This is a genomic window from Streptomyces sp. NBC_00996, assembly GCF_045162675.1.
Classification (GTDB): domain Bacteria; phylum Actinomycetota; class Actinomycetes; order Streptomycetales; family Streptomycetaceae; genus Streptomyces.
In genome coordinates this window covers 4,918,733-4,942,041 of record NZ_CP108723.1, presented here as the reverse complement: position 1 = coordinate 4,942,041, position 23,309 = coordinate 4,918,733, and the positions used below count along the sequence as shown (strand labels likewise).

Annotated in this window: 20 protein-coding genes and 4 pseudogenes; 9 read left to right on the top strand and 15 right to left on the bottom strand. The window is 69.8% G+C overall.

Annotation, left to right across the window (positions count from 1 at the left end; genetic code table 11):
* Positions 1-849, top strand: a complete 849-nt coding sequence (locus tag OG390_RS23180) for a DUF5707 domain-containing protein (RefSeq protein ID WP_406170694.1) — start codon at positions 1-3, stop codon at positions 847-849.
* A 13-nt stretch (positions 850-862) separates the two neighbouring features.
* Here OG390_RS23180 and OG390_RS23175 read toward each other — a convergent pair whose 3' ends face one another.
* The gene (locus OG390_RS23175; protein WP_406170693.1) at positions 863-3,262 is read right to left on the bottom strand and encodes an HAD-IC family P-type ATPase; all 2,400 of its coding nucleotides are present in this window, start codon (positions 3,260-3,262) and stop codon (positions 863-865) included.
* 112 nt (positions 3,263-3,374) lie between these two features.
* Positions 3,375-3,653 carry a DUF2530 domain-containing protein gene (locus OG390_RS23170; RefSeq protein WP_406170691.1) on the bottom strand — a complete coding sequence of 93 codons (279 nt, stop codon included), beginning with the start codon at positions 3,651-3,653 and terminating at the stop codon, positions 3,375-3,377.
* A gap of 314 nt (positions 3,654-3,967) precedes the next feature.
* Between OG390_RS23170 and OG390_RS23165 the strand changes: the two genes are divergently transcribed.
* Positions 3,968-5,419 carry an NCS2 family permease gene (locus tag OG390_RS23165; RefSeq protein WP_406170689.1) on the top strand — a complete coding sequence of 484 codons (1,452 nt, stop codon included), beginning with the start codon at positions 3,968-3,970 and terminating at the stop codon, positions 5,417-5,419.
* Positions 5,420-5,435: 16 nt separating this feature from the next.
* Here the strand turns inward: OG390_RS23165 and OG390_RS23160 are convergent, their stop codons facing one another.
* Positions 5,436-5,618 (bottom strand): ribbon-helix-helix protein, CopG family, encoded by a 183-nt coding sequence (locus OG390_RS23160; RefSeq protein ID WP_399085800.1) that lies wholly within the window; start codon positions 5,616-5,618, stop codon positions 5,436-5,438.
* Positions 5,619-5,761: 143 nt separating this feature from the next.
* On the opposite strand from OG390_RS23160, the gene OG390_RS23155 reads away from it, so the two are divergent.
* The 3 genes from OG390_RS23155 (at position 5,762) to thpR (ending at position 8,496) form a co-directional block, all read left to right on the top strand.
* Positions 5,762-6,199 carry a MarR family winged helix-turn-helix transcriptional regulator gene (locus tag OG390_RS23155; RefSeq protein ID WP_406170687.1) on the top strand — a complete coding sequence of 146 codons (438 nt, stop codon included), beginning with the start codon at positions 5,762-5,764 and terminating at the stop codon, positions 6,197-6,199.
* Between the two features lie 102 nt (positions 6,200-6,301).
* On the top strand, positions 6,302-7,678 hold the full coding sequence (locus OG390_RS23150; protein ID WP_406170685.1) for an MFS transporter: 1,377 nt from the start codon (positions 6,302-6,304) through the stop codon (positions 7,676-7,678).
* Positions 7,679-7,926: 248 nt separating this feature from the next.
* Entirely contained in the window at positions 7,927-8,496 is a 570-nt protein-coding gene (thpR, locus tag OG390_RS23145) for an RNA 2',3'-cyclic phosphodiesterase (RefSeq protein WP_406170683.1), read from the top strand.
* 205 nt (positions 8,497-8,701) lie between these two features.
* On the opposite strand, the gene OG390_RS23140 is transcribed toward thpR, so the two are convergent.
* The gene (locus OG390_RS23140; protein WP_406170681.1) at positions 8,702-9,694 is read right to left on the bottom strand and encodes an aldo/keto reductase; all 993 of its coding nucleotides are present in this window, start codon (positions 9,692-9,694) and stop codon (positions 8,702-8,704) included.
* A gap of 434 nt (positions 9,695-10,128) precedes the next feature.
* Between OG390_RS23140 and OG390_RS23135 the strand changes: the two genes are divergently transcribed.
* Together OG390_RS23135 and OG390_RS23130 are read left to right on the top strand one after the other, a co-directional pair.
* Positions 10,129-10,713: an SAM-dependent methyltransferase gene (locus OG390_RS23135; protein ID WP_406170679.1), complete on the top strand. Its 585-nt coding sequence runs from the start codon at positions 10,129-10,131 to the stop codon at positions 10,711-10,713.
* A 33-nt stretch (positions 10,714-10,746) separates the two neighbouring features.
* Positions 10,747-11,235, top strand: coding sequence for a nuclear transport factor 2 family protein (locus OG390_RS23130; RefSeq protein WP_406170677.1), 489 nt, complete (start codon positions 10,747-10,749; stop codon positions 11,233-11,235).
* Here OG390_RS23130 and OG390_RS23125 read toward each other — a convergent pair.
* The 3 genes and pseudogenes from OG390_RS23125 to OG390_RS23115 all read right to left on the bottom strand — a co-directional run.
* Positions 11,232-11,611, bottom strand: a pseudogene (locus OG390_RS23125) (Uma2 family endonuclease); the annotation flags it as partial. The gene OG390_RS23130 and the pseudogene OG390_RS23125 sit on opposite strands and share 4 nt — an antisense overlap.
* A 47-nt stretch (positions 11,612-11,658) precedes the next feature.
* Positions 11,659-12,114: pseudogene (locus OG390_RS23120) on the bottom strand (GNAT family N-acetyltransferase); the annotation flags it as partial.
* A 111-nt stretch (positions 12,115-12,225) separates the two neighbouring features.
* The gene (locus tag OG390_RS23115) at positions 12,226-12,909 is read right to left on the bottom strand and encodes an SGNH/GDSL hydrolase family protein (protein ID WP_406177811.1); all 684 of its coding nucleotides are present in this window, start codon (positions 12,907-12,909) and stop codon (positions 12,226-12,228) included.
* A gap of 262 nt (positions 12,910-13,171) precedes the next feature.
* Between OG390_RS23115 and OG390_RS23110 the strand changes: the two genes are divergently transcribed.
* Positions 13,172-14,146 carry a WD40 repeat domain-containing protein gene (locus OG390_RS23110; RefSeq protein WP_406170676.1) on the top strand — a complete coding sequence of 325 codons (975 nt, stop codon included), beginning with the start codon at positions 13,172-13,174 and terminating at the stop codon, positions 14,144-14,146.
* Between the two features lie 24 nt (positions 14,147-14,170).
* Here the strand turns inward: OG390_RS23110 and OG390_RS23105 are convergent, their stop codons facing one another.
* Positions 14,171-14,575 (bottom strand): PPOX class F420-dependent oxidoreductase, encoded by a 405-nt coding sequence (locus OG390_RS23105; protein WP_406170674.1) that lies wholly within the window; start codon positions 14,573-14,575, stop codon positions 14,171-14,173.
* A 242-nt stretch (positions 14,576-14,817) separates the two neighbouring features.
* On the opposite strand from OG390_RS23105, the pseudogene OG390_RS23100 reads away from it, so the two are divergent.
* A pseudogene (locus tag OG390_RS23100) lies at positions 14,818-16,333 on the top strand (cellulase family glycosylhydrolase).
* Positions 16,334-16,405: 72 nt separating this feature from the next.
* Here the strand turns inward: OG390_RS23100 and serC are convergent.
* From serC to OG390_RS23065, 7 genes and pseudogenes are all read right to left on the bottom strand, one after another.
* Positions 16,406-17,524: a phosphoserine transaminase gene (serC, locus tag OG390_RS23095; protein WP_406170672.1), complete on the bottom strand. Its 1,119-nt coding sequence runs from the start codon at positions 17,522-17,524 to the stop codon at positions 16,406-16,408.
* 232 nt (positions 17,525-17,756) lie between these two features.
* Positions 17,757-18,970 (bottom strand): annotated as a pseudogene (locus tag OG390_RS23090) (cytochrome P450).
* Entirely contained in the window at positions 18,967-20,277 is a 1,311-nt protein-coding gene (locus OG390_RS23085; RefSeq protein ID WP_406170670.1) for a cytochrome P450, read from the bottom strand. The pseudogene OG390_RS23090 and the gene OG390_RS23085 overlap by 4 nt, the downstream one beginning before the upstream one ends.
* Complete coding sequence (locus OG390_RS23080; RefSeq protein WP_406170668.1) at positions 20,274-20,909, bottom strand: GTP-binding protein; 636 nt, start codon at positions 20,907-20,909, stop codon at positions 20,274-20,276. The genes OG390_RS23085 and OG390_RS23080 overlap by 4 nt, the downstream gene beginning before the upstream one ends.
* Positions 20,890-21,237, bottom strand: a complete 348-nt coding sequence (locus tag OG390_RS23075) for a DUF742 domain-containing protein (protein ID WP_406170667.1) — start codon at positions 21,235-21,237, stop codon at positions 20,890-20,892. Before OG390_RS23075 ends, OG390_RS23080 begins: the two co-directional genes overlap by 20 nt.
* Positions 21,234-21,641: a roadblock/LC7 domain-containing protein gene (locus tag OG390_RS23070; RefSeq protein WP_406170665.1), complete on the bottom strand. Its 408-nt coding sequence runs from the start codon at positions 21,639-21,641 to the stop codon at positions 21,234-21,236. The genes OG390_RS23075 and OG390_RS23070 overlap by 4 nt, the downstream gene beginning before the upstream one ends.
* Entirely contained in the window at positions 21,638-23,287 is a 1,650-nt protein-coding gene (locus OG390_RS23065; protein ID WP_406170663.1) for an ATP-binding protein, read from the bottom strand. Before OG390_RS23065 ends, OG390_RS23070 begins: the two co-directional genes overlap by 4 nt.
* Positions 23,288-23,309 lie beyond the last annotated feature (22 nt).

Below are 23,309 nucleotides of genomic sequence, written 5' to 3'. Positions count from 1 at the left end.
ATGCGCATACGTGCCACCGTGGCCGCCGTCTCCGGCGCCCTGGCCCTCTCCGCCTTCGTCGTGCCGGGCGCCCACGCCGCCGACGTCCCGTCCTTCGCCAAGCCGGACGCCGCGTCCCGCTTCGACACGTCTACGAAGTCGGCGTTCGCCACCGCGGCCGATGAGCCGACCATCTCCAACGTCACCGTCAACGGCGGCAAGAACATCGTCCTGGGCACCACGGCCACGAAGACGATTACGGTCTCGCTGACCGCCACGCACGCCTCCGGCATCGAGGACGCGTACATCGACCTGTGGCACGGCACGGACGTCGAGACGGACATCGACGGCCTGCTGGTGCCGAACGAGGACGCGGCGACCTGTACCGCCGTCAGCGCCACCACGTCGACCTGCAAGCTGACGATTACCGTCGACCCGCAGCTCGACCTGTACGCGAACTCCCTGGCGGGCACCTGGCACGTCACGGCGGCCGCGCTTGCCACCGACGGTAGCGTCTACTGGAACGACTACTACAAGACCGCGCGTGTCCAGCGCTACTCCAAGCTGGCGGTCAACGCGGGCCCGGAGCCGGTCTCCAAGGGCAAGACCCTGACCGCGACCGGCAAGCTGAGCCGCGCCAACTGGGAGGACCACCTGTACCACGGCTACACCAACCAGCCGGTCAAGCTGCAGTTCCGCAAGGCGGGCACCAGCACGTACACCACCGTCAAGACGGTGTACTCGGACTCGACCGGCAACCTGAAGGCCACCACCACCGCCAACTACGACGGCTACTGGCGCTTCAGCTTCGCGGGCACGACGACCACCCCGGCGGTCTCCGCCACCGGTGACTACGTCGACGTGAAGTAGTCCGGCACCACCCCTACGCGGGAAAGCGGCGGGCGACCCACTTCCACAGGAACTCCAGGGCGGCCGCCGCCACCACCGAGACGCCCACCGCGATCCACGGCATCGTCGTGCCGACCAGCTTGAGCGCGAAGAAGTGCTGCAGGCCCGGCACCATGAGCACCAGCAGGAACGCCCCGCCCATCGCGGCGACGAGGCAGATCCGCCACCAGGTGTAGGGGCGGGCGATGATCGCGAGCACCCACATCGAGATCAGGAAGAGCGTCAGTGTCGCGGCGCTGGTCTCCGCGTCCAGCGAGCCCTCGCCCGTGTAGTAGTGACGGGCGAGCAGATACGTCACGAAGGTGGCCAGCCCGGCGATGACCCCGCCCGGGATCGAGTACCGCATCACGCGTCGTACGAAGTGGGGTTTCGCGCGCTCCTTGTTGGGGGTGAGTGCCAGGAAGAACGCCGGGACGCCGATCGTGAGCGTCGACAGCAGCGTCAAGTGCCGTGGCAGGAACGGGTATTCGACCTGCCAGCACACCACCAGGATGGCCAGCAGCACGGAGTAGACCGTCTTCACCAGGAAGAGCGTCGCGACCCGGGTGATGTTCCCGATGACCCTGCGGCCCTCCGCGACCACCGAGGGCAGCGTCGAGAAGCTGTTGTTGAGAAGGACGATCTGGGCCACCGCCCGGGTGGCCTCCGAGCCCGAGCCCATCGAGACACCGATGTCGGCGTCCTTCAGGGCGAGCACGTCGTTCACGCCGTCGCCCGTCATCGCCACCGTGTGTCCGCGCGACTGCAGCGCGCCCACCATGTCGCGCTTCTGCCGCGGGGTGACCCGCCCGAACACCGTGCCCTTGTCCAGCGACTTCGCCATCTCCTCCCGCTCGTCGGGGAGGTGGCGCGCGTCCACGACGGAGCCGGTGAGCCCGAGCTTCCCGGCCACCGCGCCCACCGACACCGCGTTGTCGCCGGAGATGACCTTCGCCTTGACCTCCTGCTCGGCGAAGTAGTTCAGGGTGTCCGCCGCGTCCGGGCGCAGCCGCTGTTCGAGGACGACGAGGGCGGTGGGCCGGGCGCCCTTCTTGACCTCCGGGGCGTCGAGATCCTTGGTGGCCCGGGCGAGCAGCAGCACCCGCAGCCCGGCCTCGTTCAGCCGCTCGGTCTCGGCGAGCGCCGGATCTCCGGCGGGCAGCAGTACGTCGGGGGCGCCGAGGAGCCACGTACTGGATTCCCCGTTCCCCTCGCTGAAGGACGCCCCGCTGTACTTGCGGGCCGAGGAGAAGGGCAGCGACTCGGTGCAGCGCCACTCCTCGCTGTCCGGGTAGGCGGCGATGATCGCCTGGAGCGAGGCGTTCGGCCGCGGGTCCGACTCGCCGAGCGCGCCGAGGACCCTGCGTATGTACGACTCGTCGGTGCCCTGGAGCGGCCGCAGCTCGGTGACGTCCATGCCGCCCTCGGTGAGGGTGCCGGTCTTGTCGAGGCACACGGTGTCGACGCGGGCGAGCCCCTCGATGGCGGGAAGTTCCTGTACGAGGCACTGTTTCCGGCCAAGGCGGATGACGCCTATCGCGAAGGCGACGGAGGTGAGCAGGACCAGCCCCTCCGGGACCATCGGCACGATCCCGCCGACCGTCCGCGCGATGGAGTCCTTGAGGCCGTGCTGCTTGACCACGAGTTGGCTGATGACCAGACCGATCGCGGTCGGGATCATCATCCACGTCACGTACTTGAGGATCGTGGAGATACCGGTCCGCAGCTCGGAGTGGACCAGCGTGAACCGTGACGCCTCCTCGGCGAGCTGTGCCGCGTACGCCTCCCGCCCCACCTTCGCCGCGGTGAACGCGCCGCCGCCCGCGACCACGAAGCTGCCCGACATCACCTGGTCCCCGGGGTGCTTGACCACCGGATCGGCCTCACCGGTGAGCAGCGACTCGTCGATCTCCAGGCCGTCGGCCTCGGCACAGGTGCCGTCCACGACGATCTTGTCGCCGGGGCCGATCTCGATCAGGTCCCCGAGCACGATCTCCGACGTACTGACCTCGGCGGCGACCCCGTCCCTGCGCACGGTCGGTTTCGCCTCGCCGATCACCGCGAGCGAGTCCAGGGTCTTCTTGGCCCGCCACTCCTGGATGATGCCGATCCCGGTGTTGGCGATGATCACGTACCCGAACAGGCTGTCCTGGAACGGCGCCACGAACAGCATGACCAGCCAGAGCACACCGATGATCGCGTTGAACCGGGTGAAGACGTTGGCGCGGACGATCTCGCCCATCGAGCGGCTGCTGCGCACGGGGACGTCGTTCACCTCGCCGCGCGCGACCCGTTCGGCCACCTCGGCGGCGGACAGCCCCTCCGACCGCCGGGAGGCGGGCAGGGGCACGGGGTGAACGGGATCGAGTTCGGCGCCCGCGTCGATGTGCGTCATGCATTCGACGGTACGTGCGGATATACGGCTTCACCTGCCGAGTGCCCCAAAGATCCGACCTGGGGAGGACTCGGGCGCGGGGGAGTGATGCCCTGGGTGTAGGGGGAGCTTGTTACTCCGCAGCAGTGGCGGCCTGATCCATGCCGGCGGCCGCGGCGCGCTTGATGGCGGCGTCGCGCTTGCGGACGTACCAGATGCCGATCAGTCCGAGACCCGCGCCGGCCAGGCACGTCCACACCCACCAGGTGTGCCCGTGGTCGTCGAACCAGCCGTAGAACGGCAGCTGCACCAGGAAGAGGACGAACCAGAGGATCGTGCCGCCGGTGATGGTGGCGACGACGGGGCCCTCCAGGGGCTCCGGCGCCTCGTGCTTGGGGGTCCACTTCGCCATGTGCACAGCTTACGAGGCCGCGGATCGGGCGGGAGCCGGGCCCGTGCGCCCTTGTATACCAACGGTCTACGCGCGGAGATAGCGAATTCGGACTCATATGTTCATACTGAAACGGTCTGAGTCTGGCTCTTTCTCTTCGTACGAAACGCCAACGGAAACATCGAAGAAACCTGCTGGTGATCGCGTAACGGCCAGACTCGATCAAGTTCCCAGCCCGGCGCCCTCCCCCACTCTCGACTCCGCTCGAGCAGGGGGATCCCCATCGTCAGGGCGCTCGTACTGGCCCCGTAAGGCCCCGCACGATGAGGTCACGCATGTCCACCTCGGCCGTCACCAAGGCCCCCACCCCGAAGCAGCCGGAGCCCCGCCCCGCGCAGGGCGCCCTGGACCGCTACTTCAAGATCTCCGAGCGGGGCTCCAGCATCCCGCGCGAGATCCGCGGCGGTTTCGCCACCTTCTTCGCGATGGCCTACATCATCGTGCTGAACCCGATCATCCTGGGCAGTGCGAAGGACATGTACGGGCACCACCTGGACAACGGCCAGCTGGTCACCGCGACCGCCCTGACCGCGGCGTTCACCACGCTCCTCATGGGTGTCATCGGCAATGTGCCGATCGCGCTGGCGGCGGGCCTGGGTGTGAACACGGTCGTCGCGCTCCAGCTCGCCCCGCGGATGTCGTGGCCGGACGCGATGGGCATGGTCGTCCTCGCCGGCTTCATCGTGATGCTGCTGGTCGCCACCGGTCTGCGTGAGCGCGTCATGAGCGCGGTGCCGCTGGGCCTGCGCAAGGGCATCGCGATCGGTATCGGCCTGTTCATCATGCTGATCGGCCTGGTCGACTCCGGCTTCGTCACGCGCATCCCGGACGTCGCGCAGACCACGGTCCCGCTCCAGCTCGGCGCCGACGGCCACCTCAACGGCTGGCCCGTCCTGGTCTTCATCCTCGGCACGCTCTTCACGCTGGCGCTGATGGTGCGCAAGGTGCCCGGCGCGATCCTGATCTCGATCGTCACGATGACGGTCGTCGCGGTGATCATCAACGCCGTCGCCACGATCCCGTCCTGGGGTCTGACCACCCCGAAGTGGCCCGGCAACCCGGTCGCCACCCCCGACTTCGGGCTCGTCGGCAAGGTCAGCCTCTTCGGCGGCTTCGGCAAGGTCGGCGTGCTGACCGGCGTCCTCTTCGTGTTCACCGTGCTGCTGTCGACCTTCTTCGACGCGATGGGCACGATCATGGGCATCAGCGACGAGGCCAAGCTGACCGATGCGCAGGGCAACATGCCCGGCATCAACAAGGTCCTGTTCGTCGACGGCATCGCGGTCGCCGCGGGCGGTGCCACCTCCTCCTCGGCCACCACCTGCTTCGTGGAGTCGACGGCGGGCGTCGGCGAAGGGGCCCGCACCGGCTTCGCGAACGTCACCACCGGCGCGCTCTTCGCCGTGGCGCTCCTCCTGACTCCCGTCGCCACGATGGTGCCGTCCCAGGCCGCCACGCCCGCCCTGATCGCGGTCGGCTTCCTGATCATGTCCCACTCGATCAAGGAGATCGACTGGGCGGACTACACGATCGCCATCCCGGCCTTCGTGACGATGATGATGATGCCGTTCACCTACTCGATCACGAACGGCATCGGCATGGGCTTCATCACCTTCGTGGTGCTGCGCCTGGCCGCCGGGCGCGGCCGCGAGGTCCCGATCGCGATGTACGTGGTGTCGGCGGTGTTCGCCTTCTACTACCTGATGCCGGCGCTGGGTCTGACGTAAGCGGCCGTACGGGGTCTCAGGTGACCCCGTAGAACTTCTCCGTCTCCTCGACCGCGGTCTGGAACCGCTCGTCGAAGTCATCGCGAATGAGCGTCTGGACGACATAGTCCTGGACGCTCATTCCGCGTTTGGCGGCATGGTGTCGGAGCCGGTTGAGCAGCTCCCCGTCTATCCGCAGGCTGAGCACTGTGGTCCCCATGGAGTCGAGGGTCGTCGGACCTCGACGGAGGAGGGGTCACTTTCCGGAGCGGGCTCACTCATATGAGTGATGTCGGGGGCCAGTGGTGCGGTTCACGGGTATCCGGGTGGTCTTTAGGGAGAGTAATGAGTTACCCTAAGGACATGCCTGACCTCACCCATGGCGACGACGAGGCCGCCGTGAACGCCTTGCGCTCCGCAGTGATGCGGTTGTCGCGTCGACTCAAGCACCAAAGGGTCGACGAGTCGCTGAGCCCCACCGAGATGTCGGTGCTCGGCACCCTGGCCCGCTGCGGCACCGCCACGCCGGGCGAGCTCGCCCGCAAGGAGCATGTGCAGCCGCCCTCGATGACGCGCATCGTCGCACTGCTCGAAGCCAAGGGTCTTGTCAGGCTGGAGCCGCACCCCGAGGACCGGCGCCAGAAGGTCGTCACACAGACCGACAAGGCCGAGGCGATGCTCGAAGAGAGCCGACGCAAGCGGAACGCGTTCCTGGCCGGACTCGTCGAGGTCCTCGACGAGGACGAATGGGCAAAGCTCCGCGAAGCCGCCCCCGTTCTGGAAAAGCTCGCGCATCTGTGACCACCTGCGGCCCCCACCCGGGAGGGCCGCTCCCCTGTTTCGACCATCGCCGACGCCCTCCCATGACGCCGACGTCAACGACTGCCAAGGAGGCGAGCCCTTTTGAGTACGGGACCCGGAGCAGACTCCGCCCCCGCACCAGCCACCCACGACTCCCCGTCCGCTCCCGACCGTTCGCCCCGCGCGACGCGTTCGTCCTCGATGTTCAGCTCGCTGAAGATCCGGAACTACCGCCTGTTCTTCCTCGGCCAGGTCGTCTCCAACACCGGCACCTGGATGCAGCGCATCGCCCAGGACTGGCTGGTACTGAGCCTGACCGGCTCGTCCGCCGCGGTCGGTATCACCACCGCGCTGCAGTTCCTGCCGATGCTCCTCTTCGGGCTGTACGGCGGTGTCCTCGTCGACCGCCTCCCCAAGCGGCCCACGCTGCTCGTGACGCAGACGGCGATGGCCATCACCGGCCTGGCGCTCGCCTTCCTCACCCTCTCCGGCCATGTCCAGGTCTGGCACGTCTACCTGGCCGCCTTCGCCGTGGGCCTCGCCACCGTCCTCGACAACCCGGCCCGCCAGTCCTTCGTCTCCGAGATGGTCGGCCCGGGCCAGCTGCAGAACGCGGTCAGCCTGAACTCGGCGAACTTCCAGTCGGCCCGCCTGGTCGGCCCCGCGGTGGCGGGCCTGCTGATCACGGGCGTCGGCACCGGCTGGGCCTTCCTCTTCAACGGCCTCTCCTTCGTGGCCCCCATCGCGGGCCTGCTGCTGATGCGCGCCCGCGAACTCCACGTGGTCGAGCGGACGCCCCGCGGCAAGGGCCAGTTGCGCGAAGGCCTTCAGTACGTGGCGCGCCGCCCGGAGCTGATCTGGCCGATCGTCCTCGTCGGCTTCATCGGCACCTTCGGCTTCAACTTCCCGGTCTGGCTGTCGGCGTACGCGGACGACATCTTCCACGCGGGCGCCGGCGCATACAGCCTCTTCAACACGCTGATGGCGCTCGGCTCGCTGGCCGGCGCGCTGCTCGCGGCCCGCCGCGGGACGGCCCGGCTGCACATCCTGATCGCGGCGGCGGCGGCGTTCGGCGCGCTGGAAGTGGTGGCGGCGGCAGCCCCTTCCCTCTGGCTCTTCGCTCTCCTGATGGTCCCGATCGGCATCTTCGGCCTGACGGTCAACGTCACCGCGAACACCTCGGTCCAGATGGCCACCGACCCCGCGATGCGCGGTCGCGTCATGGCGCTGTTCATGATGGTCTTCATGGGCGGTACGCCACTGGGGGCACCACTCGTCGGCTGGGTCACGGACGCCTACGGCGCCCGCGCCGGCTTCGCCCTCGGCGGCCTGATCTCCTTGGCGGCCGCGACCACGATCGGGCTGATCCTGGCCCGCATCGGCGGCCTCCGCCTCTCCCTCGGCTGGCACCACGGCCACCCGCACGTCCGCTTCGTGCCGAAGGAGCAGCGGGAGGAGCAGCTGGCCCCGGCGGCGTGACGACAGACGGCTGCACGCACCGGGCCGGCACCTGGCCCGGCGCGTCCCCGACGGTGAGGACGCCGTCGGGGTGAAGCCGTTGCCCTCGTGGCACGCGACGAGCTTGCCGTCGTCGCCCGCGCGGCGGTTGCCCCGCAGCGGGCATCCCGCACCCCCGGGCACGGGCATCCGGCGTCCCCCGGTGGACGTGCGGATCTCCAAGCCGGGCGGGGGTCGCCGGTTGATCCGTTCCCTGGAAGGGTGACGGCATGAGACTTTTTGCGGCGGTGCTGCCTCCGGAGAGTGTGGTCCGTGAACTCGCCTCGGAGGTCGATGAGTTGGTGCGGCTGCCCGGGGCCGAGGCATTGCGGTGGACGGGCCGCCCCGGCTGGCACTTCACGCTCGCGTTCTACGGCGAGGTGGACGAGGAGCTCGTCCCGGACCTCTCGGAACGGCTGGCCCGAGCGGCCCACCGCACGGATCCCTTCCCCGTGTCGCTGCGTGGCGGTGGCCACTTCGGCGGGCGTGCCCTGTGGGTGGGTGCGGCAGGCGACCTGGGGACCATGCGACTGCTGGCCGACCGGGCGGACGCGGCCGCACGCAAGGCGGGCATCCCGATGGGGCACCACCGCCCCTACCATCCGCATCTGACAGTGGCCCGCAGCCGCGCTTCCGCGCGCTTCGAGGCGTACGTCACCGCCCTGGGCGCCTTCGAAGGGCAGGAGTGGACGGTGGGGGAGCTGTGCCTCGTCCGCAGCCGGCTGCCGAAGTCGGGGGTGCCCGGGGAGCAGCCCCGTTATGAGGCGGTCGCCCGCTGGCCGCTCGGGGCGGCCGGTTAGGCTCGATGTGTGGACCCGAAGACCCGTAACCGGATCATGGCCGGTGTGCTTGTGCTGATGTTCGTCGTGGTGGCGCTGGCGGCGGCGGTCAGGTAACCGACCGCCACCGCCGCGCTCCGTCGGAGAGCCGAAATGCCGCAGGTGGTTCGCCGGCTGCGGGCCGGCCGTGGCCGGTCGCGCAGCTCCCAGCGCCCCTTACGGAGTGCTACCAGGCGAAAGCCTCCGGCGACGGACCGGGCCCCGGGAAGATCTCGTCGAGACCTTCCAGTACCTCCTCCGACAGCTCCAGCTCGACGGCGCGCAGCGCGGACTCCAGCTGCTGCGCGGTGCGCGGGCCGACGATGGGGCCGGTGACGCCGGGCCGGGTCAGCAGCCAGGCCAGCGCGGCCTCGCCGGGCTCCAGGCCGTGCTTGTCGAGCAGATCCTCGTACGCCAGGATCTGCGCGCGTACGGAGGTGTTGGCGAGGGCGTCGGCGGACCGGCCGCTCGCCCGGCGCCCGCCCTCGACCTCCTTCTTGATCACACCGCCGAGCAGACCGCCGTGCAGCGGCGACCAGGGGATGACCCCGAGCCCGTACTCCTGCGCGGCCGGGATGACCTCCATCTCGGCGCGCCGCTCGGCGAGGTTGTAGAGGCACTGCTCGCTGACGAGGCCGATCGTGCCGTGGCGCCGCGCGGCGATCTCGTTGGCCTGGGCGATCTTGTACCCGGGGAAGTTGCTGGACCCCACGTAGAGGATCTTCCCCTGCTGGACCAGCACGTCGATCGCCTGCCAGATCTCCTCGAAGGGAGTCGCGCGGTCGATGTGGTGGAACTGGTAGATGTCGATGTAGTCCGTCTGCAGGCGCTTGAGGCTGGCGTCGACGGCCCGCCGGATGTTGAGCGCGGAGAGCTTGTCGTGGTTGGGCCACGGGTCGCCGTCGGCCGCCATGTTCCCGTACACCTTGGTGGCGAGGACGACCTTGTCGCGCCGCTCGCCGCCCTCGGCGAACCAGTTGCCGATGATCTCTTCCGTACGGCCCTTGTTCTCGCCCCAGCCGTACACGTTCGCGGTGTCGAAGTAGTTGATCCCCGAGTCCAGCGCCGCGTCCATGATGGCGTGGCTGTCGGCCTCATCTGTCTGCGGACCGAAGTTCATGGTGCCGAGGACGAGCCGGCTGACCTTGAGTCCCGTGCGTCCGAGCTGCGTGTACTTCATGACTCCTTAGCCAACGGGGTGGAGTGCGCTCTAGGCAAGGGCGTTCGCCCTCACGGCGGCGGCGCTCCACCCGTCGGGCAGGCACGGCAATGCCTTCCGGGTGGAACCCGAGGCCCTTGCTCATCCCGCTCGCCGCCCTGGCGTCGCGTACTGGCGTACTGGGCGGAGGATCACCTGCCACCGCACCCCGAAACCCAGTCCCGCGCCCCGTGAGCCGCTTGGCTCGTACGTCGTGACCGCACTCGACGCACTCGTACGGCCCGACCGCTACCCCCGCCACTCCGCCTACGACCCGGGCCGGCTCCTCGGCCTCGACATGGGCCCTCACCCCCTGTGGCCCTTGGAGGACCTTGCACGGGACCTGGACCTGCGGCCGGGCATGCGGGTCCTCGACCTGGGGTCCGGGAAGGGGGCGACCTCCGTCTTCCTCGCCCGTGAGTACGGCGTACGGGCCCGTCGCGGCCGACTGGTGGGTCGGGGCGGACGAGGCGGCGGCCGTCTTCGCGCAGGCGGGTGTCGACGGGCAGGTGGAGGCCGTGCGGGCCGAAGCGCATCAACTGCCCTTCGAGGAGGGCAGCTTCGACGCGATCGTGAGCATCGACGCGTTCGAGTACTTCGGCACGGCGGACAGCTATCTGCCGTACCTGGTGAGGTTCCTGCGTCCCGGTGGCCAACTCGGGATCGCCACCCCCGCGTTGACGCGCGAGGTCCGTGAGTTGGGGGCGGTCCCCGCGCACATCAAGGCCCTCGTTGGCTGGGAGGCGATCGCCTGGCGCACACCCGAGTGGTGGCGGTTCCAGTGGGAGATCACCGAGCTGGTCACGGTGACGTCCGCGCGCCTGCAGGAGGACGCCTGGCGGGACTGGCTGCTGTGGAGCCGGGCGGGCGCCGAACACCTGCCGGAGGGTCGCGCCGCGTACCAGCCGGTCATCGACATGCTGACCGCCGACGCCGGCGAGTTCCTGTCCTTCGCGTTGGTGACAGCCCGTAAGCAGGACCGTGATCCGGCCGCCGCTTGACCTCAACCAAGCTTTAGGTCAGAGGCTTGCGGTATGACCACGCACACGGATCATGACGTCATCAGCCTGTTCGTCAGCCGGTTCTTCCGGTCGCTCGACGAGCGGAAGTTCGACGACGACTGGGCGCGCGCCTACTTCACGGACGACGTACGAGGGGTGAGCCCTCTAGGGGTGACCGAAGGCAGGAAGGCCCTGGCGGAGGGCACCGCCGAGGCGCTCGGCCGGTACGCCCGCACGCAGCACATCGCCACGGACGTCGTCACAGACGTCGTCACGGCGTCGGAAGGCCTGACGGCCGACGGGGCGACACTCACCGTCTCCTGGAACGCCCTGATGACCCACGTCCACCTCGACACCACGCTCAACGACCGGGGGCCGGACGCCGACCCCCTTTTCACGGTGGGGGGTTACTACCGGGCCGAACTCCGCCGCACCCCACTCGGCCGGCGCTTCAGCCGCATGGCCATCGAGGCGATCTGGACCCGGGGCGAGCCGCCGGTCATCGCCCGCAGGGCGGGTTAGTCGCGGGGGAACTCGTCGGTCTTGAGGGTGAGGCCGACCACCGTGTCGGTGAGGTCTACGGTGTCACCGAAGGCGATCTTCGTCTCGGTGGCGTAGTCGCCGTCCTTGGGCTGAGTGAACAGACGGTACCTGCCCTGGTAAGGGTCGACGATGAGGTAGACGGCGACTTCGGCGAGGGCGTACGTGAGCTTCTTGGGGCCGTAGTCATTGGCTGCGGTGTCCTTGGAGATGACCTCGGCCACGAACTCGACGTCCTGGTAGCGCCAGCGGCCCTTGCTGTCCTTCACCGATCGATCGGTCATCGCCGCCACGTCGCAGGCGAAGCCGTTCAGGTGCCCGGGGAATCGATCCGTACGTCCGATGCCAGCCGTCCGCGTGGAGGAGGGCGCCGCGCATGGTGCCTTCGAGGGAGTAGCCGGCCTTGGCCGCCACTCGGCAGGATGCCGGGTTGGCCACCGAGTGGCACAGCCGCAGACGGTGCAGTCCGAGATCCTCAAGGGCCCACCGGCTGAGGCGCTTCACGGCCTCGACCACGACACCGCCGCCACGGGCCGCGGGCAGAATCCAGTAGACGATCTCAGCGCTGCCGCCGGTGAGATCGATGTCGTTCCATCCGATGAGTCCCATGGCTTCGGCGCCGCCGCCACCGTCGCCGGACCGCGCGATCGCCCAGATCGCGCCCTGTTCGGCCTGCCAGCGCTCGTGCATGCGCGCGATCCTCTTACGGGCGTCTTCCGGCGACTTCACATGCAGGAAGTTCCATCGGCGAATCGTGGGCTCCTGGCCCGCGGCCACCAGCGCGTCGGCGTCGCCCGGGCGCCAGGGGCGCAGCTCCAGTCCTTGCGGCAGGTCGAATGCCGGTTGCGGGGCCCGGGCCATCCGACCTGCGGGAACGGCGGGAGGTATGGGGGAGTTGGCGATCACCGCGGCATCGTGCCACCTGCCTTTCGGCGCGCGATACGCACGGTGGCGGGCGACGCCGGGAATCGGTCAGGCGGTTTCGGCCGTGTAGGGCTCGCCCAGGTCCCACGCCTGGTACATCGCCGCCGCGAACCCTTCCGCGATCTTGTGCTCGCCGCTCGCGTTCGGGTGCGTGCCGTCGTACGTGTCGAAGTTGATGTCGTACGACGGGGGTGGGGAGGCCAGGAGAAGCGGGGAGCGGGGTTCGTCGAGGTCGGCCACGGTCTTGGCGAGGAGTTCGTTGAAGGCGGCGACCTCGGCGGCGAAGGGGGCGTCGGACTCGGCGCGGACGTTCGGTGTCACCGGGAGCAGGACCATGCGGATCCGCGGGTTCGCGGCGCGGGCCTGCTCGATGAAGGCGCGGGCGTTGTCCGCCGTCTGGGCCGCGTTCGTGTAGAAGCCGAGGTCGATCAGGCCGAGGGAGACCAGCAGGATGTCGGCGCGCTGCGCGCGGACCGCGTCGTGTATCAGCGGGGCCATGTGCAGCCAGCCCTCGCCCCAGCCGGCCAGGTGGGCGCGGGGGAAGTCCGGGTCCGCGTACTCGTACGAGTCGGGGGAGTCCGTCGCCTTGTCGTAGAGCGTCTCGCGCGGACCGACGATCTTGAACGGGCCCCCGTACGTCGCGCGCAGGTGCTGCCACATTCGGTAACGCCATGTGTGTTCGCCCGCGCTACCGATCGTCATGGAGTCGCCGACGGGCATGAACCTGAGCATCCGCTCATCATGGACGATCAGCGGGAGTGTCTTGGGCCGTGAGGGTGTGAGGCTGGACACGCCTCCGTGTGGGACCCGCCTCCGTGCGGGACACGTCGCTATGAGGGACGCGTCTCCGCGCGGGACACGTCGCTATGAGGGACGCGTCTCCGCGCGGGACACGTCGCTATGAGGGACGCGTCTCCGCGCGGGACACGCCTTCACGCGAGTTCGGCCGGCGGCCACCGCGTGAACCGTCCGCCGGGATGGCAGGCTTGGGGCCATGCGCCGATCGCCTTCGCTTCTCGCCGGAGCCGTCCTCGTCGTCGCCCTGGCGGCGCCGGCCGTCGCCGACAGCGCGGACAACGGGTTCACGATCAAGGACTCCAGGATCACCGAGTCCAGCGGACTCGCCGCCTCACATGCCCACCCCGGCATCTACTGGACCCACAACGACAGCGACGACGGGGCGTACTTGTACGCCGTCGACAGCAGGACGGGCAGGACGGTCGCCACCATCACCATGAGCGGGGTCGGCGCCCCCCGGGATGTCGAGGCCATCTCCATCGGCCCGGACGACAACCTCTACGTCGGCGACATCGGCGACAACCTCGGCGGCAAATGGGATCACGTGTGGATCTACAAGCTGCCCGAGCCGAAGGTGCTCAAGAACCAGACGATCCGCGCCACGCAGTACGTCGTGAAGTACTCGGACGGGCCGCGCAACGCCGAGTCGCTGATGGTCCATCCCAAGACCGGGCGCGTCTACATCGTCGACAAGAACGAGGACGGCGGCCACCTCTACGAGGGCCCCGCCCAGCTCTCCGCCTCCGGCACCAACGTCTTCAAGCCCGTCGCCACGATCGACCTCTGGGCAACCGACAGCGCCTTCTCGCCCGACGGCAAGCAGCTCGCCGTACGCGGGTACTTCGGCGGGATCGCGTACGACTGGAACGGCGGGAAGATCAAACGTCAGGGGCGGCTGAACGTCCCCCTGCAGGGGCAGGGCGAGTCCCTCACCTACACTCCCGACGGGTCCGAGCTCATGTACGGGAGCGAGGGCGCGGACAGCAGCGTGCAGCCGGAGAGTGTGCCCGGGTACCACGGGTCCGGTTCCAAGTCGCCCTCGAAGGACGGCAGTTCGGCATCCGGCAGCGATGGCGACGGGCTGAGCGACGGGTTCAAGGTCGGCGCCATCGCGGTCGCAGCCGCCTTCGCCGTCGTCATCGGCTTCAAGCGGCTGCTCCGCCGCAGCTGACCTGCATCACTTCGAGAACTACTACTACTCCAGCGGCCGCACTTCGTAGTGCAGCGTCGGTGTCCGCATCACCTTGTGGGCGAGCGGCACGAAGACGCCCTGCATGACGGGGTACTTGCGGCGCAGCAGCTTCGCCGCGTGCTTGTCCTCCTCGCTGCCGTGGTCGAGCAGCCGGGTCCGGGCGTGGATCTCGGGCCCGGTGGGCGCGCCACGGAAGGTGGAGGGAGCGATCTCCACCTCCGGGTTGTTGCGCAGGCGTTTGACCTTCCAGGTGCTGCCGGGGGTGCGGAAGTACGCGTGGTCACCCTCGACGGCGATGTTCACCGGGGTGCCTACGCCCGTGCCGTCCTTCCTGTGGCTCGTCAGCAGGACGGCGTACTGCTTGGCGAGCGGGGCGAGCTCGGGGCTCGGAGTCGGGGTACTGCTCATGTCTTCCATAGAGGCACTGATTGCCCCGCTTGTCACTCTCTCGGGGAGAACCGCGGCGACCCCCTGGGGCCTCTCGGCGGGTACCCCCGGGTCTCCTCGGTGAGAGCCTCAGCCCTCTCGGCGAAACGTGTCCGTCCGAACGCTTGACGTGCCCATGGTCAATCCCTTCCATGGAGAGTGCGCGGTGCATGGGAGCGCTCCCATCCGTTCCGGGGCCGCGCTTCCCCGAGAGGAACCCGCAGATGTTCCGCAGCCTCCGAAGAGCACCGGGTTTACGAAGGGCGCTGTGTGCTGCTGCCGCCGCGCTCCTGTTGCCGTTGGCGGGCGCGCAGACCGCCCACGCCGCATCCCCCGGTGCCGGTTACTGGCACACCAGCGGCCGGCAGATCCTCGACGCGGCGAACCAGCCCGTACGCATCGCCGGGATCAACTGGTTCGGCTTCGAGACCGGCAACTACGTGGTCCACGGCCTCTGGTCACGCGACTACAAGAGCATGATCGACCAGATGAAGTCGCTGGGCTACAACACCATCCGACTCCCGTACAGCGACGACCTGTTCAAAGGTGCCGGTGCCGTGCCCAACAGCATCGACTTCTCCGGCGGCAAGAACGCCGACCTGCAGGGGCTCAACTCCCTCCAGGTCATGGACAGGATCGTGTCGTACGCCGGTCAGGACGGCCTCAAGGTCATTCTCGACCGGCACCGACCGGACTCGGGCGGCCAGTCGGCGCTCTGGTACACCTCCGCCGTCCCGGAGTCGACGTGGATCAGTGATCTGAAGGCCCTGGCGGCGCGTTACGCCGGACAGGACACCGTCATCGGCATCGACCTGCACAACGAGCCGCACGATCCTGCCTGTTGGGGCTGCGGCGACACGGCGACGGACTGGCGGCTGGCCGCACAAAGGGCCGGGAACGCCGTGTTGTCGGTCAACCGGGATCTGCTGATCTTCGTGGAGGGCGTGCAGACGTACGCCGGTGTGTCGGGCTGGTGGGGCGGCAACCTGATGGGAGCCGGGCAGTACCCGGTGCAGCTGGATGTGACGAACCGGGTCGTGTACTCCGCCCACGACTACGCCACCAGCGTGGCCCAGCAGAGCTGGTTCAGCGATCCCTCGTTCCCCGACAACATGCCCGGGGTGTGGGACAAGTACTGGGGCTACCTCTTCAAGCAGAACATCGCGCCGGTGTGGGTCGGCGAATTCGGTACGACGCTCCAGCCGACCGTGGATCAGAAATGGCTGGCGGCCCTCGTCTCGTATCTGCGCCCGACGAGCACGTACGGCGCCGACAGCATCTCCTGGACCTTCTGGTCGTGGAATCCCAACTCCGGTGACACGGGCGGCATTCTCAAGGACGACTGGGTGACCGTGGACACGGTGAAGGACGGGTACCTGGCGAGCGTCAAGGCGCCGGGGTTCCCGAGTACCGGCGGTGGGGGCGGAGCGGCGGCAGCACGGCTGCTTGCAGTGCCGCCTACACCGTCGGCAGTGACTGGGGCGGTGGCTTCAACGCCGACGTGAAGGTGACCAATACGGGGACGGCCGCGATCAAGTCCTGGAGGGTGACGTGGACCTGGGCCGGGGCGGAGAAGGTCACGAACATGTGGAACGCGACGTACACGCAGAGCGGGACGACCGTCACCGCCGTCAACGCCGATCACAACGGAGCGATCGCGGTGGACGGTTCGGCGAGCTTCGGCTTCGGAGGAGCGCCGGGGGTGGCGCGGTGCCGGCGGTTTCCTGCACGGCGACATGAGGGGTTCCTGCACGGCGACATGAGAGGGGGGCGCCCGGCCAGTGCCGGGCGCCCCCCTCCTCGTACGAACGGCTACAGCTTCTCGATCACGTAGTCGATGCACTTCGTCAGGGCCTCGACGTCCGCCGGGTCGATCGCCGGGAACATCGCGATGCGGAGCTGGTTGCGGCCGAGCTTGCGGTAGGGCTCGGTGTCGACGATGCCGTTGGCGCGCAGCACCTTGGCGACGGCGGCCGCGTCGATCTCGTCGGCGAAGTCGATCGTGCCGATGACCTGCGAGCGCTTGGCCGGGTCGGAGACGAACGGCGTGGCGTACTTGGAGTCCTCGGCCCAGGTGTAGAGGCGGGTCGAGGAGTCCTTCGTGCGGCCCGTGGACCAGCCGAGGCCGCCCTGGCCGTTGATCCACTCCAGCTGCTCGTTGAGGAGGAAGAGGGTGGCGAGAGCCGGGGTGTTGTACGTCTGGTTCTTGCGGGAGTTGTCGATCGCCGTGGGAAGGCTGAAGAACTCCGGGACGTGCCGGCCGGACGCGTGGATCCGCTCGGCGTGCTCGATCGCGGCCGGGGAGAAGACGCCGATCCACAGGCCGCCGTCGGAGGCGAAGGACTTCTGCGGGGCGAAGTAGTAGACGTCGGTCTCGGCGATGTCGACCGGGAGGCCGCCGGCGCCGGAGGTGGCGTCCACGAGCACCAGCGCGCCCTCGTCGGCGCCCACGACCCGCTTGACGGGGGCGGCGACACCGGTGGAGGTCTCGTTGTGCGTGAAGGCGTAGACGTCGACGCCCGCCTCGGCCTGGGGCTCCGGGTGGGTACCGGGGTCGCTCGCGATCACGGTCGGCTCGGCCAGCCAGGGGGCGAGCTTGGCGGCCTTGGCGAACTTGGAGCTGAACTCGCCGAAGCTGAGGTGCTGCGACTTGTTCTCGATCAGGCCGTGGGTCGCGACGTCCCAGAACGCGGTGGAGCCGCCGTTGCCGAGGATGACCTCGTACCCGTCGGGGAGCGAGAACAGCTCGCGCACGCCGTCACGGACCTTGCCGACCAGGTTCTTCACCGGGGCCTGGCGGTGGGAGGTACCGAGCAGAGAGCTACCGGTCGCGGCCAGCGCGTCCAGCGCCTCCGTACGCACCTTGGAGGGGCCCGCGCCGAATCGTCCGTCGGCGGGCTTGATGTCAGCGGGGATCTGGATATCAGCCACGATCGGAGCCTAGCCGTTTCGGGAAACCTGGGCGAAACGTCGTCCGTCGGGTGAGACGGGGGCGGGGGTGATGGTTGGGTTCTTTCACCCCGCCGCGCCCCGTCAGGGGCGCGGGGAACTGCGCGACCAGCAGCCCCCACCCGCCCCGCAGCCGAACGACATGGCCGGGGGCTGGGGCGCAGCCCCCAGGTACGGGACGGGCAGGGGCGGAGGGGCGAAAACCCTCCCCACCTCAGCCCGTCGTCAGCCGTACCGGCAGTTCGAAGAGGTCGTTCTGGGTCACTACGGGCTTGTGGCGGAGTTCCGAGGCGGGGATCGCCAGATCGAGGGACGGGAAGCGGGCGTACAGGGCCGGGAGGGCCACCGCCGCTTCCAGGCGGGAGAGGGCGGCGCCGGGGCAGACATGGGGGCCGTGGCCGAAGGAGATGTGCCGGTTCTCGGCGGTGCGGGTGATGTCGAACTCGCCGGCGGTCGGCCCGTGGGCCTGCTCGTCACGGCCGATCGCGCCGTACGACACGATCAGGGCGTCGCCCGCGGGGAGCACCTTGTCGCCCACCGGAACGTCCTTTGTCGCGAAGCGGATGAGGACGTGGGAGGTGGGGGTGGAGTAGCGGAGGGTCTCCTCGATCACCGACGCCCAGTCGGCCTCGCCGGAGAGGACGAGGGCGCGTTGGCGGGGGTGGGTGGAGAGGTTGACCACCGCGTTGACGATCAGCGAGATCGTCGTCTCGTGCCCCGCCGCGACCATCAGCTGCAGGGTGGAGACGATCTCCTCGTCGGTGAGGTGGTCGCCGTCCTCGGAGGCCAGGATCAGTGCGGAGGTGAGGTCGTCGCCGGGCTCGGCGCGCTTCGCCGCGACCGTCTGCGCCATGATGCCCGCCAGTTCCGTCAGCGTCGCGATGACCTCCGCCGGCGGGGTCTGCGTCGAGAAGAACTTCTCGAAGAGCTCCTTCAGCCGGGGAAGCCGGGACTCGTCGATGCCCATGAGGTCGGCGATGACGTACATGGGGAGGGGGTAGGCGAAGTCCGCCTTCAGGTCGATCACCCAGGCGGAGTCCGGCAGGCCGTCCAGCAGGCTCTCCGTCAGCTTGGTGATCCGCTCGCGCATCTGCTCCACCCGGCGTGGGGTGAGCGCCTGCGCCACCAGCGTGCGCATACGCCGGTGGTCCGCGCCGTCCACCGTGAGCATGGAGCGGCCGGGGTCGGCGAGCCCGATCAACGGCCAGTCAGGGGGTATCTCGCCGCGCTGCCAGGCACCCAGACGTTGATGTCCTTCACCAGCCGGGGGTCCGTGAGCAGGGCACGCGCCTCGGCATGGTGCGTGACCGCCCATACCGGGACGCCGCCCGGCAGCTCGACGGCGGCGAGCGGGCCCGCGGCGCGCAGTGCCGCGCTCTCGCCGTCCAAGTCGGTGACGAAGGGGTCCAGGGCGATACGAGTGGTCATGCGGCAGGGCCTCCAAGAGCGGGAGTGGGCGTGAATCTCACAGGGAGTTCGGTCAGGCCGCGCAGCCACGGGGACGGCCGCCGCGTCAGCGACTCGGCGGGTACGGCCAGGTCGATGTCCGGCAGCCGGTCCAGTACGACCTCGATCCCCGTCCGCGCGATCACCTCCGCGACCTCCTGGGCCGGGAACGGGCAGCGGTGCTCCCCGTGGCCGAAGGAGAAGTGGGCGCTGTTCCCGCCGGTGAGGGCGGAGCCGTCGGTGCGGACCTGGGGGTCGGAGTTGGCGCCCTGGAGGCCGAGCAGCAGCAGGTCGCCGGCGCGGACGCGGCGGCCGCCGAGCCGGGTGTCGCGGGAGGCCCAGCGCCCTGCCACGTTCTGGGTGGGGGTGTCCTCCCACAGAACCTCGTTCATCGCCTCGGCGACACTGTGCCGGCCGCCGAAGAGCGACGCCGCGAAACGTTCGTCCGTCAGCATCAGGCGCAGCGAGTTGCCGATCCAGTCGGCGGTCGGCTGGTGCCCCGCGGCCATCATGACCATCAGGTCCTGCATCAGCTCTTCGTCGGTGAAGCCGCCGCCGTCCGGTGGATGTCCCGGTTGTTGCGCATGTCCCGGTTCTTGCGAACGACCCTGCTCTTCTGCATGTCCCGGCTCTTTCGGATGCGCCCTCGCGAGCATCCTGGACACGACGTCGTTCGCGGGCTCGGCCTTCCGGTCGGCCAGCAACCGCGCCATGGACGTGGCCAGGTGCCGCTGACCCGCCAGCGCCCCTTCCCGCCCGTTGATCATGTCGTTCAGGGCGGTGACCAGGCCCGGCCCCTGCGCCTCCGCGAAGCCGTAGAGCGTCGCGAGGACGCGGACGGGCAGCAGCGCGGCGTACTCCCCGACGATGTCCGTCTCGCCCTTGGCGCAGAACGCGTCGAGCAGTTCGTCGGCGAACCTCTCGGTGTGGGAGCGCAGTTCGAAGGGATCGACCGCTTCGAGCGCGTCGCTGATCACCGCGGCGCGCTCGCGGTGGCGTTCACCGACCGTGTAGAGGATGGACGGCTGCCTGCGCCCGATCATCGGCAGCAGCGGCCAGTCGTCGGGGATGCGCTCCCACTGGTTCCACAGGTCGGAGTCACGGCTGAACAGGACCGGATCGCCGGTGACCTGGTGCAGTTCGCGATAGCCGAGCACCAGCCACGCCGGTATGTCGCCGTCGAGCACGACCGGAGCCACGGCACCGTGGTCGCGCCGCATCTCCCGGTACAGCTCGGCGGGTTCGGTCTGGAACCGGGGCCCGCTGAGGGGCACGGGGGCGGGGGTCACAGCGCCAACTCCGGAGATCGTGGGATGGACAGGGACTTGAGGTGCTCGACGAGGGTGATCAGCACCCGCTTGGCGGACTCCCGCGAACGGGCGTCGCAGTCGAGGAGCGGGACGCCCGGGTCGAGGTCGAGGGCCTCGCGGATCCGGGCGGGCGGGTGCGTGGGGCCGCCGAAGTCGTTGCAGGCCACGATGAACGGCGTGCCGCGGTGCTCCAGACGGTTGACGGCGTACCAGGAGTCGCCGATACGGCGGGTGTCGACGAGGACGACCGCGCCGAGGGGGCCGGAGAAGAGCCGGTCCCAGAGGAACCAGAAGCGTTCCTGCCCCGGCGCGCCGAAGAGGTACAGCACATTGCGGGCGTCCAGCGTGATGCGGCCGAAGTCGAAGGCCACGGTGGTCGCGGACTTGCCGCGTCCCTCGCTGATGTCGTCGACCGCCTCGCCGGCCTGCGTCATCGTCTCCTCGGTGTTGAGGGGACGCATCTCGCTCACGGATCGGACCAGGGTCGTCTTGCCGACGCCGAAGCCGCCGACGACCACGATCTTGAGCCCGTTGTCGGCCGACGCCGCCAGGGGCGTACGGGCGCCGGGGCCACCCGTGGACGTACGGGCGTCAGAGGTTGCGGAGTCCAACGAGCACCTGCTCCAGGATGTCGGGATCGGGCAGAGCGGCGGCGTGCGGGTGGCGGGCGCTGACGCGGCCCGCGGCGAGAAGGTCGCTGAGCAGGATCTTCGTGATGCTCACCGGCAGCCGCAGCTCCGCCGCGATCTCGACGACCGCCGTGGGCCGTTCGCACAGCCGCAGGATCGCGGCGTGCTCCGACTGCATGCCCACCACCGGATCGCACTCCGCGACCACCAGCGTCACCAGGTCGAAGGGGGTGTCGGGCGCGGACCGGCTGCGCCCTCCCGTGAGGGTGTACAGGCGGTCGGGTGCGTCGTCCCTGCCCGGCCGGCTCATGAGGTGCGGGGCCGCGCGCTCAGGTGTTCGCCGAGTTGCTCCACGAGTTCGCTCATGTTGTGCCCGACCAGACCGGCGTCCGCGTCCTCGGCGGTGACCACGGCCAGGTGCGCGCCGTCGCCCGCCTCCACGATGAACAGGACCCCGCCGTAGAACTCGGCCATGGCCGAGCGCACTCCACCACTTCCGTCGCCGAACTCCACGGACGCGCCGTGCGACAGCGACTGGATGCCGGCGGCGATCGCGGCGAGCTGGTCGGCCTGGTCGACCGAGAGCTCCGGGGTCCGGCACAGCTTCAGGCCGTCGCGGGAGAGCACGAGCGTGTGCCGGGCGCCCGGGGTGCGCTCGAGAAGGCCCTCGATGAGCCAGGTGAGCTTCTCGTCGGCGGTGGTCGTGCCGGTCATGGAGTGGTGTCGCCTTCCGGATGCGAGTGAGGGGTGGCGGGGGTGGTGTCCGGTACGGCTTCCGTCTCCCCTACGGCGTCTTCGGCTCGTACGGCGTCCTCGGCGCCCTGGGCCGCGCTGCGTACCGCCTCGCGGAAGCTGCTGAAGCGGGCCGCGACGCTTGCTGTGGAGCCGTCGGCGGCACGGGGCTGCGGATCGGCCTGGGGCGGCGGCGTGGCGTGCGCTCGGCTGCGCTCGGCGTGCGCGAGGGTGCGGCCCCGGCGGCGTTTGGGGAGGGCGCCCGTGGACGGCGGGAGCGGCTCGTGCCTGGGCGAGTCGTGGGTGGGGACCGGGTCCGGGTCGAGATCGCCCATGGCGTGGGCGGCGGCGTACGACACCTCGGTGGCCGGCCCCGGAACCGCGACCGGTTCGGGCTCCGCGGGCAGCGATGCGGACGGCAGCGGCGTGGTCGGGGGCGTGAGGAGGTCCTGGGGGATGAGCACCAGGACGCCCGTGCCGCCACGCGCGGAGGGCCGGAAGGACACCTTCAGCCCGTGCTTGCGGGCGAGCCGGCCGACCACCGCGAGGCCGAGCCGGGTGCCCGAGAGCCCGCCGAGCTCCGCAGTGTTCCCAGCGTCTGCGGAGACGGCGCGCTCGGCGCGGCGCAGTTGGACGTCGCCCATGACGAGCCCGCTGTCCTCGACGGAGACGATGACACCGGCCGGGACCTCTTCGACGTACACATGCACTTCGGCGGTCGGCGGCGAGAAGTTCGCGGCGTTGTCGAGGAGTTCGGCGAGCGCGTGCATCACGCCCTCTGCGGCGTGTCCGGCGACGGCGGCCTCGCTGGCGGAGTGCACGCGCACGCGCTGGTAGCCGCCGATGCGGCCCATCGCGCCGCGCAGGATCGACTCCATGACGATGGGGCGTGCCCAGCGGCGGCCTGAGCGGGCGCCGGCGAGAACGGCGACGGAGTCGGCGAGGCGGCCCGCCTGTGCGGTGCGGTGGTCGAGGTGGAGGAGGTCGGCGAGGACCTCCTCGTCGGAGTGCCGCTCCTCCATGGCGCGCAGGTCGGCGAGCATGCCGGTGGCCAGCGCCTGCATGCGGCCCGCGGCGTTGGCGGTCGCCGAGATCGCGGCGGCGCGTTCGCTCGTGGCCTGCCGGGCGCGCTCGGTCAGCCGGGCGTTCTCCTCGAAGAGACGGGTGCGTTCGTCGGTGAGGTGCTGCCGCTCGGCCGCGAACTCCTCGGTGAGGAGGGCGCGTTCCCGCGCCGCCGTCTCGGTCAGACGCACGCGTTCCCGGGCCGCCGCCTCGGCCAGGCGGGCCCGTTCGCGCGCGGAGTCGTCGGCCAGCCGGGACCGCTCCTGGTGGAACTCTTCGGTCAGCCGGGCTCGTTCCTGGAGCAGCCGTCCGGCGTCCTGGGTCACGGCGTCGAGTCGGCGGCGTACCAGCTTCGTCGACTGTACGGCGCGGGCGGCCACCGCGACGGCCGCGCACAGCAGCACCGCGGCCGCGCTCGCGCCCCAGGCGAGGGGAGCGCGCACCGAGTCGGGTGCCAGGGCGACCGCGCCGACCACCGCGAGCGCGGCCGGGACGGCGGCGATCAGGGGAGCGGGCGCGACGGCGCGGAGGGTGGGGCGTTCGCCGGAGGGGGTGGGCGCGGTCATCAATCGGTCCTCGGTCGTGTTC

Coding starts and splice junctions, on each gene's coding strand:
- OG390_RS23130 (WP_406170677.1), top strand. CDS start 10,747: ATGACCACGCACACGGATCATGACGTCATCAGCCTGTTCGTCAGCCGG.
- thpR (WP_406170683.1), top strand. CDS start 7,927: ATGAGACTTTTTGCGGCGGTGCTGCCTCCGGAGAGTGTGGTCCGTGAA.
- OG390_RS23070 (WP_406170665.1), bottom strand. CDS start 21,641: ATGACCGGCACGACCACCGCCGACGAGAAGCTCACCTGGCTCATCGAG.
- OG390_RS23115 (WP_406177811.1), bottom strand. CDS start 12,909: ATGCTCAGGTTCATGCCCGTCGGCGACTCCATGACGATCGGTAGCGCG.
- OG390_RS23170 (WP_406170691.1), bottom strand. CDS start 3,653: ATGGCGAAGTGGACCCCCAAGCACGAGGCGCCGGAGCCCCTGGAGGGC.
- OG390_RS23165 (WP_406170689.1), top strand. CDS start 3,968: ATGTCCACCTCGGCCGTCACCAAGGCCCCCACCCCGAAGCAGCCGGAG.
- OG390_RS23155 (WP_406170687.1), top strand. CDS start 5,762: ATGCCTGACCTCACCCATGGCGACGACGAGGCCGCCGTGAACGCCTTG.
- OG390_RS23105 (WP_406170674.1), bottom strand. CDS start 14,575: ATGAGCAGTACCCCGACTCCGAGCCCCGAGCTCGCCCCGCTCGCCAAG.
- OG390_RS23175 (WP_406170693.1), bottom strand. CDS start 3,262: ATGACGCACATCGACGCGGGCGCCGAACTCGATCCCGTTCACCCCGTG.
- OG390_RS23140 (WP_406170681.1), bottom strand. CDS start 9,694: ATGAAGTACACGCAGCTCGGACGCACGGGACTCAAGGTCAGCCGGCTC.
- OG390_RS23160 (WP_399085800.1), bottom strand. CDS start 5,618: ATGGGGACCACAGTGCTCAGCCTGCGGATAGACGGGGAGCTGCTCAAC.
- OG390_RS23065 (WP_406170663.1), bottom strand. CDS start 23,287: ATGACCGCGCCCACCCCCTCCGGCGAACGCCCCACCCTCCGCGCCGTC.
- OG390_RS23075 (WP_406170667.1), bottom strand. CDS start 21,237: ATGAGCCGGCCGGGCAGGGACGACGCACCCGACCGCCTGTACACCCTC.
- OG390_RS23110 (WP_406170676.1), top strand. CDS start 13,172: ATGCGCCGATCGCCTTCGCTTCTCGCCGGAGCCGTCCTCGTCGTCGCC.
- OG390_RS23180 (WP_406170694.1), top strand. CDS start 1: ATGCGCATACGTGCCACCGTGGCCGCCGTCTCCGGCGCCCTGGCCCTC.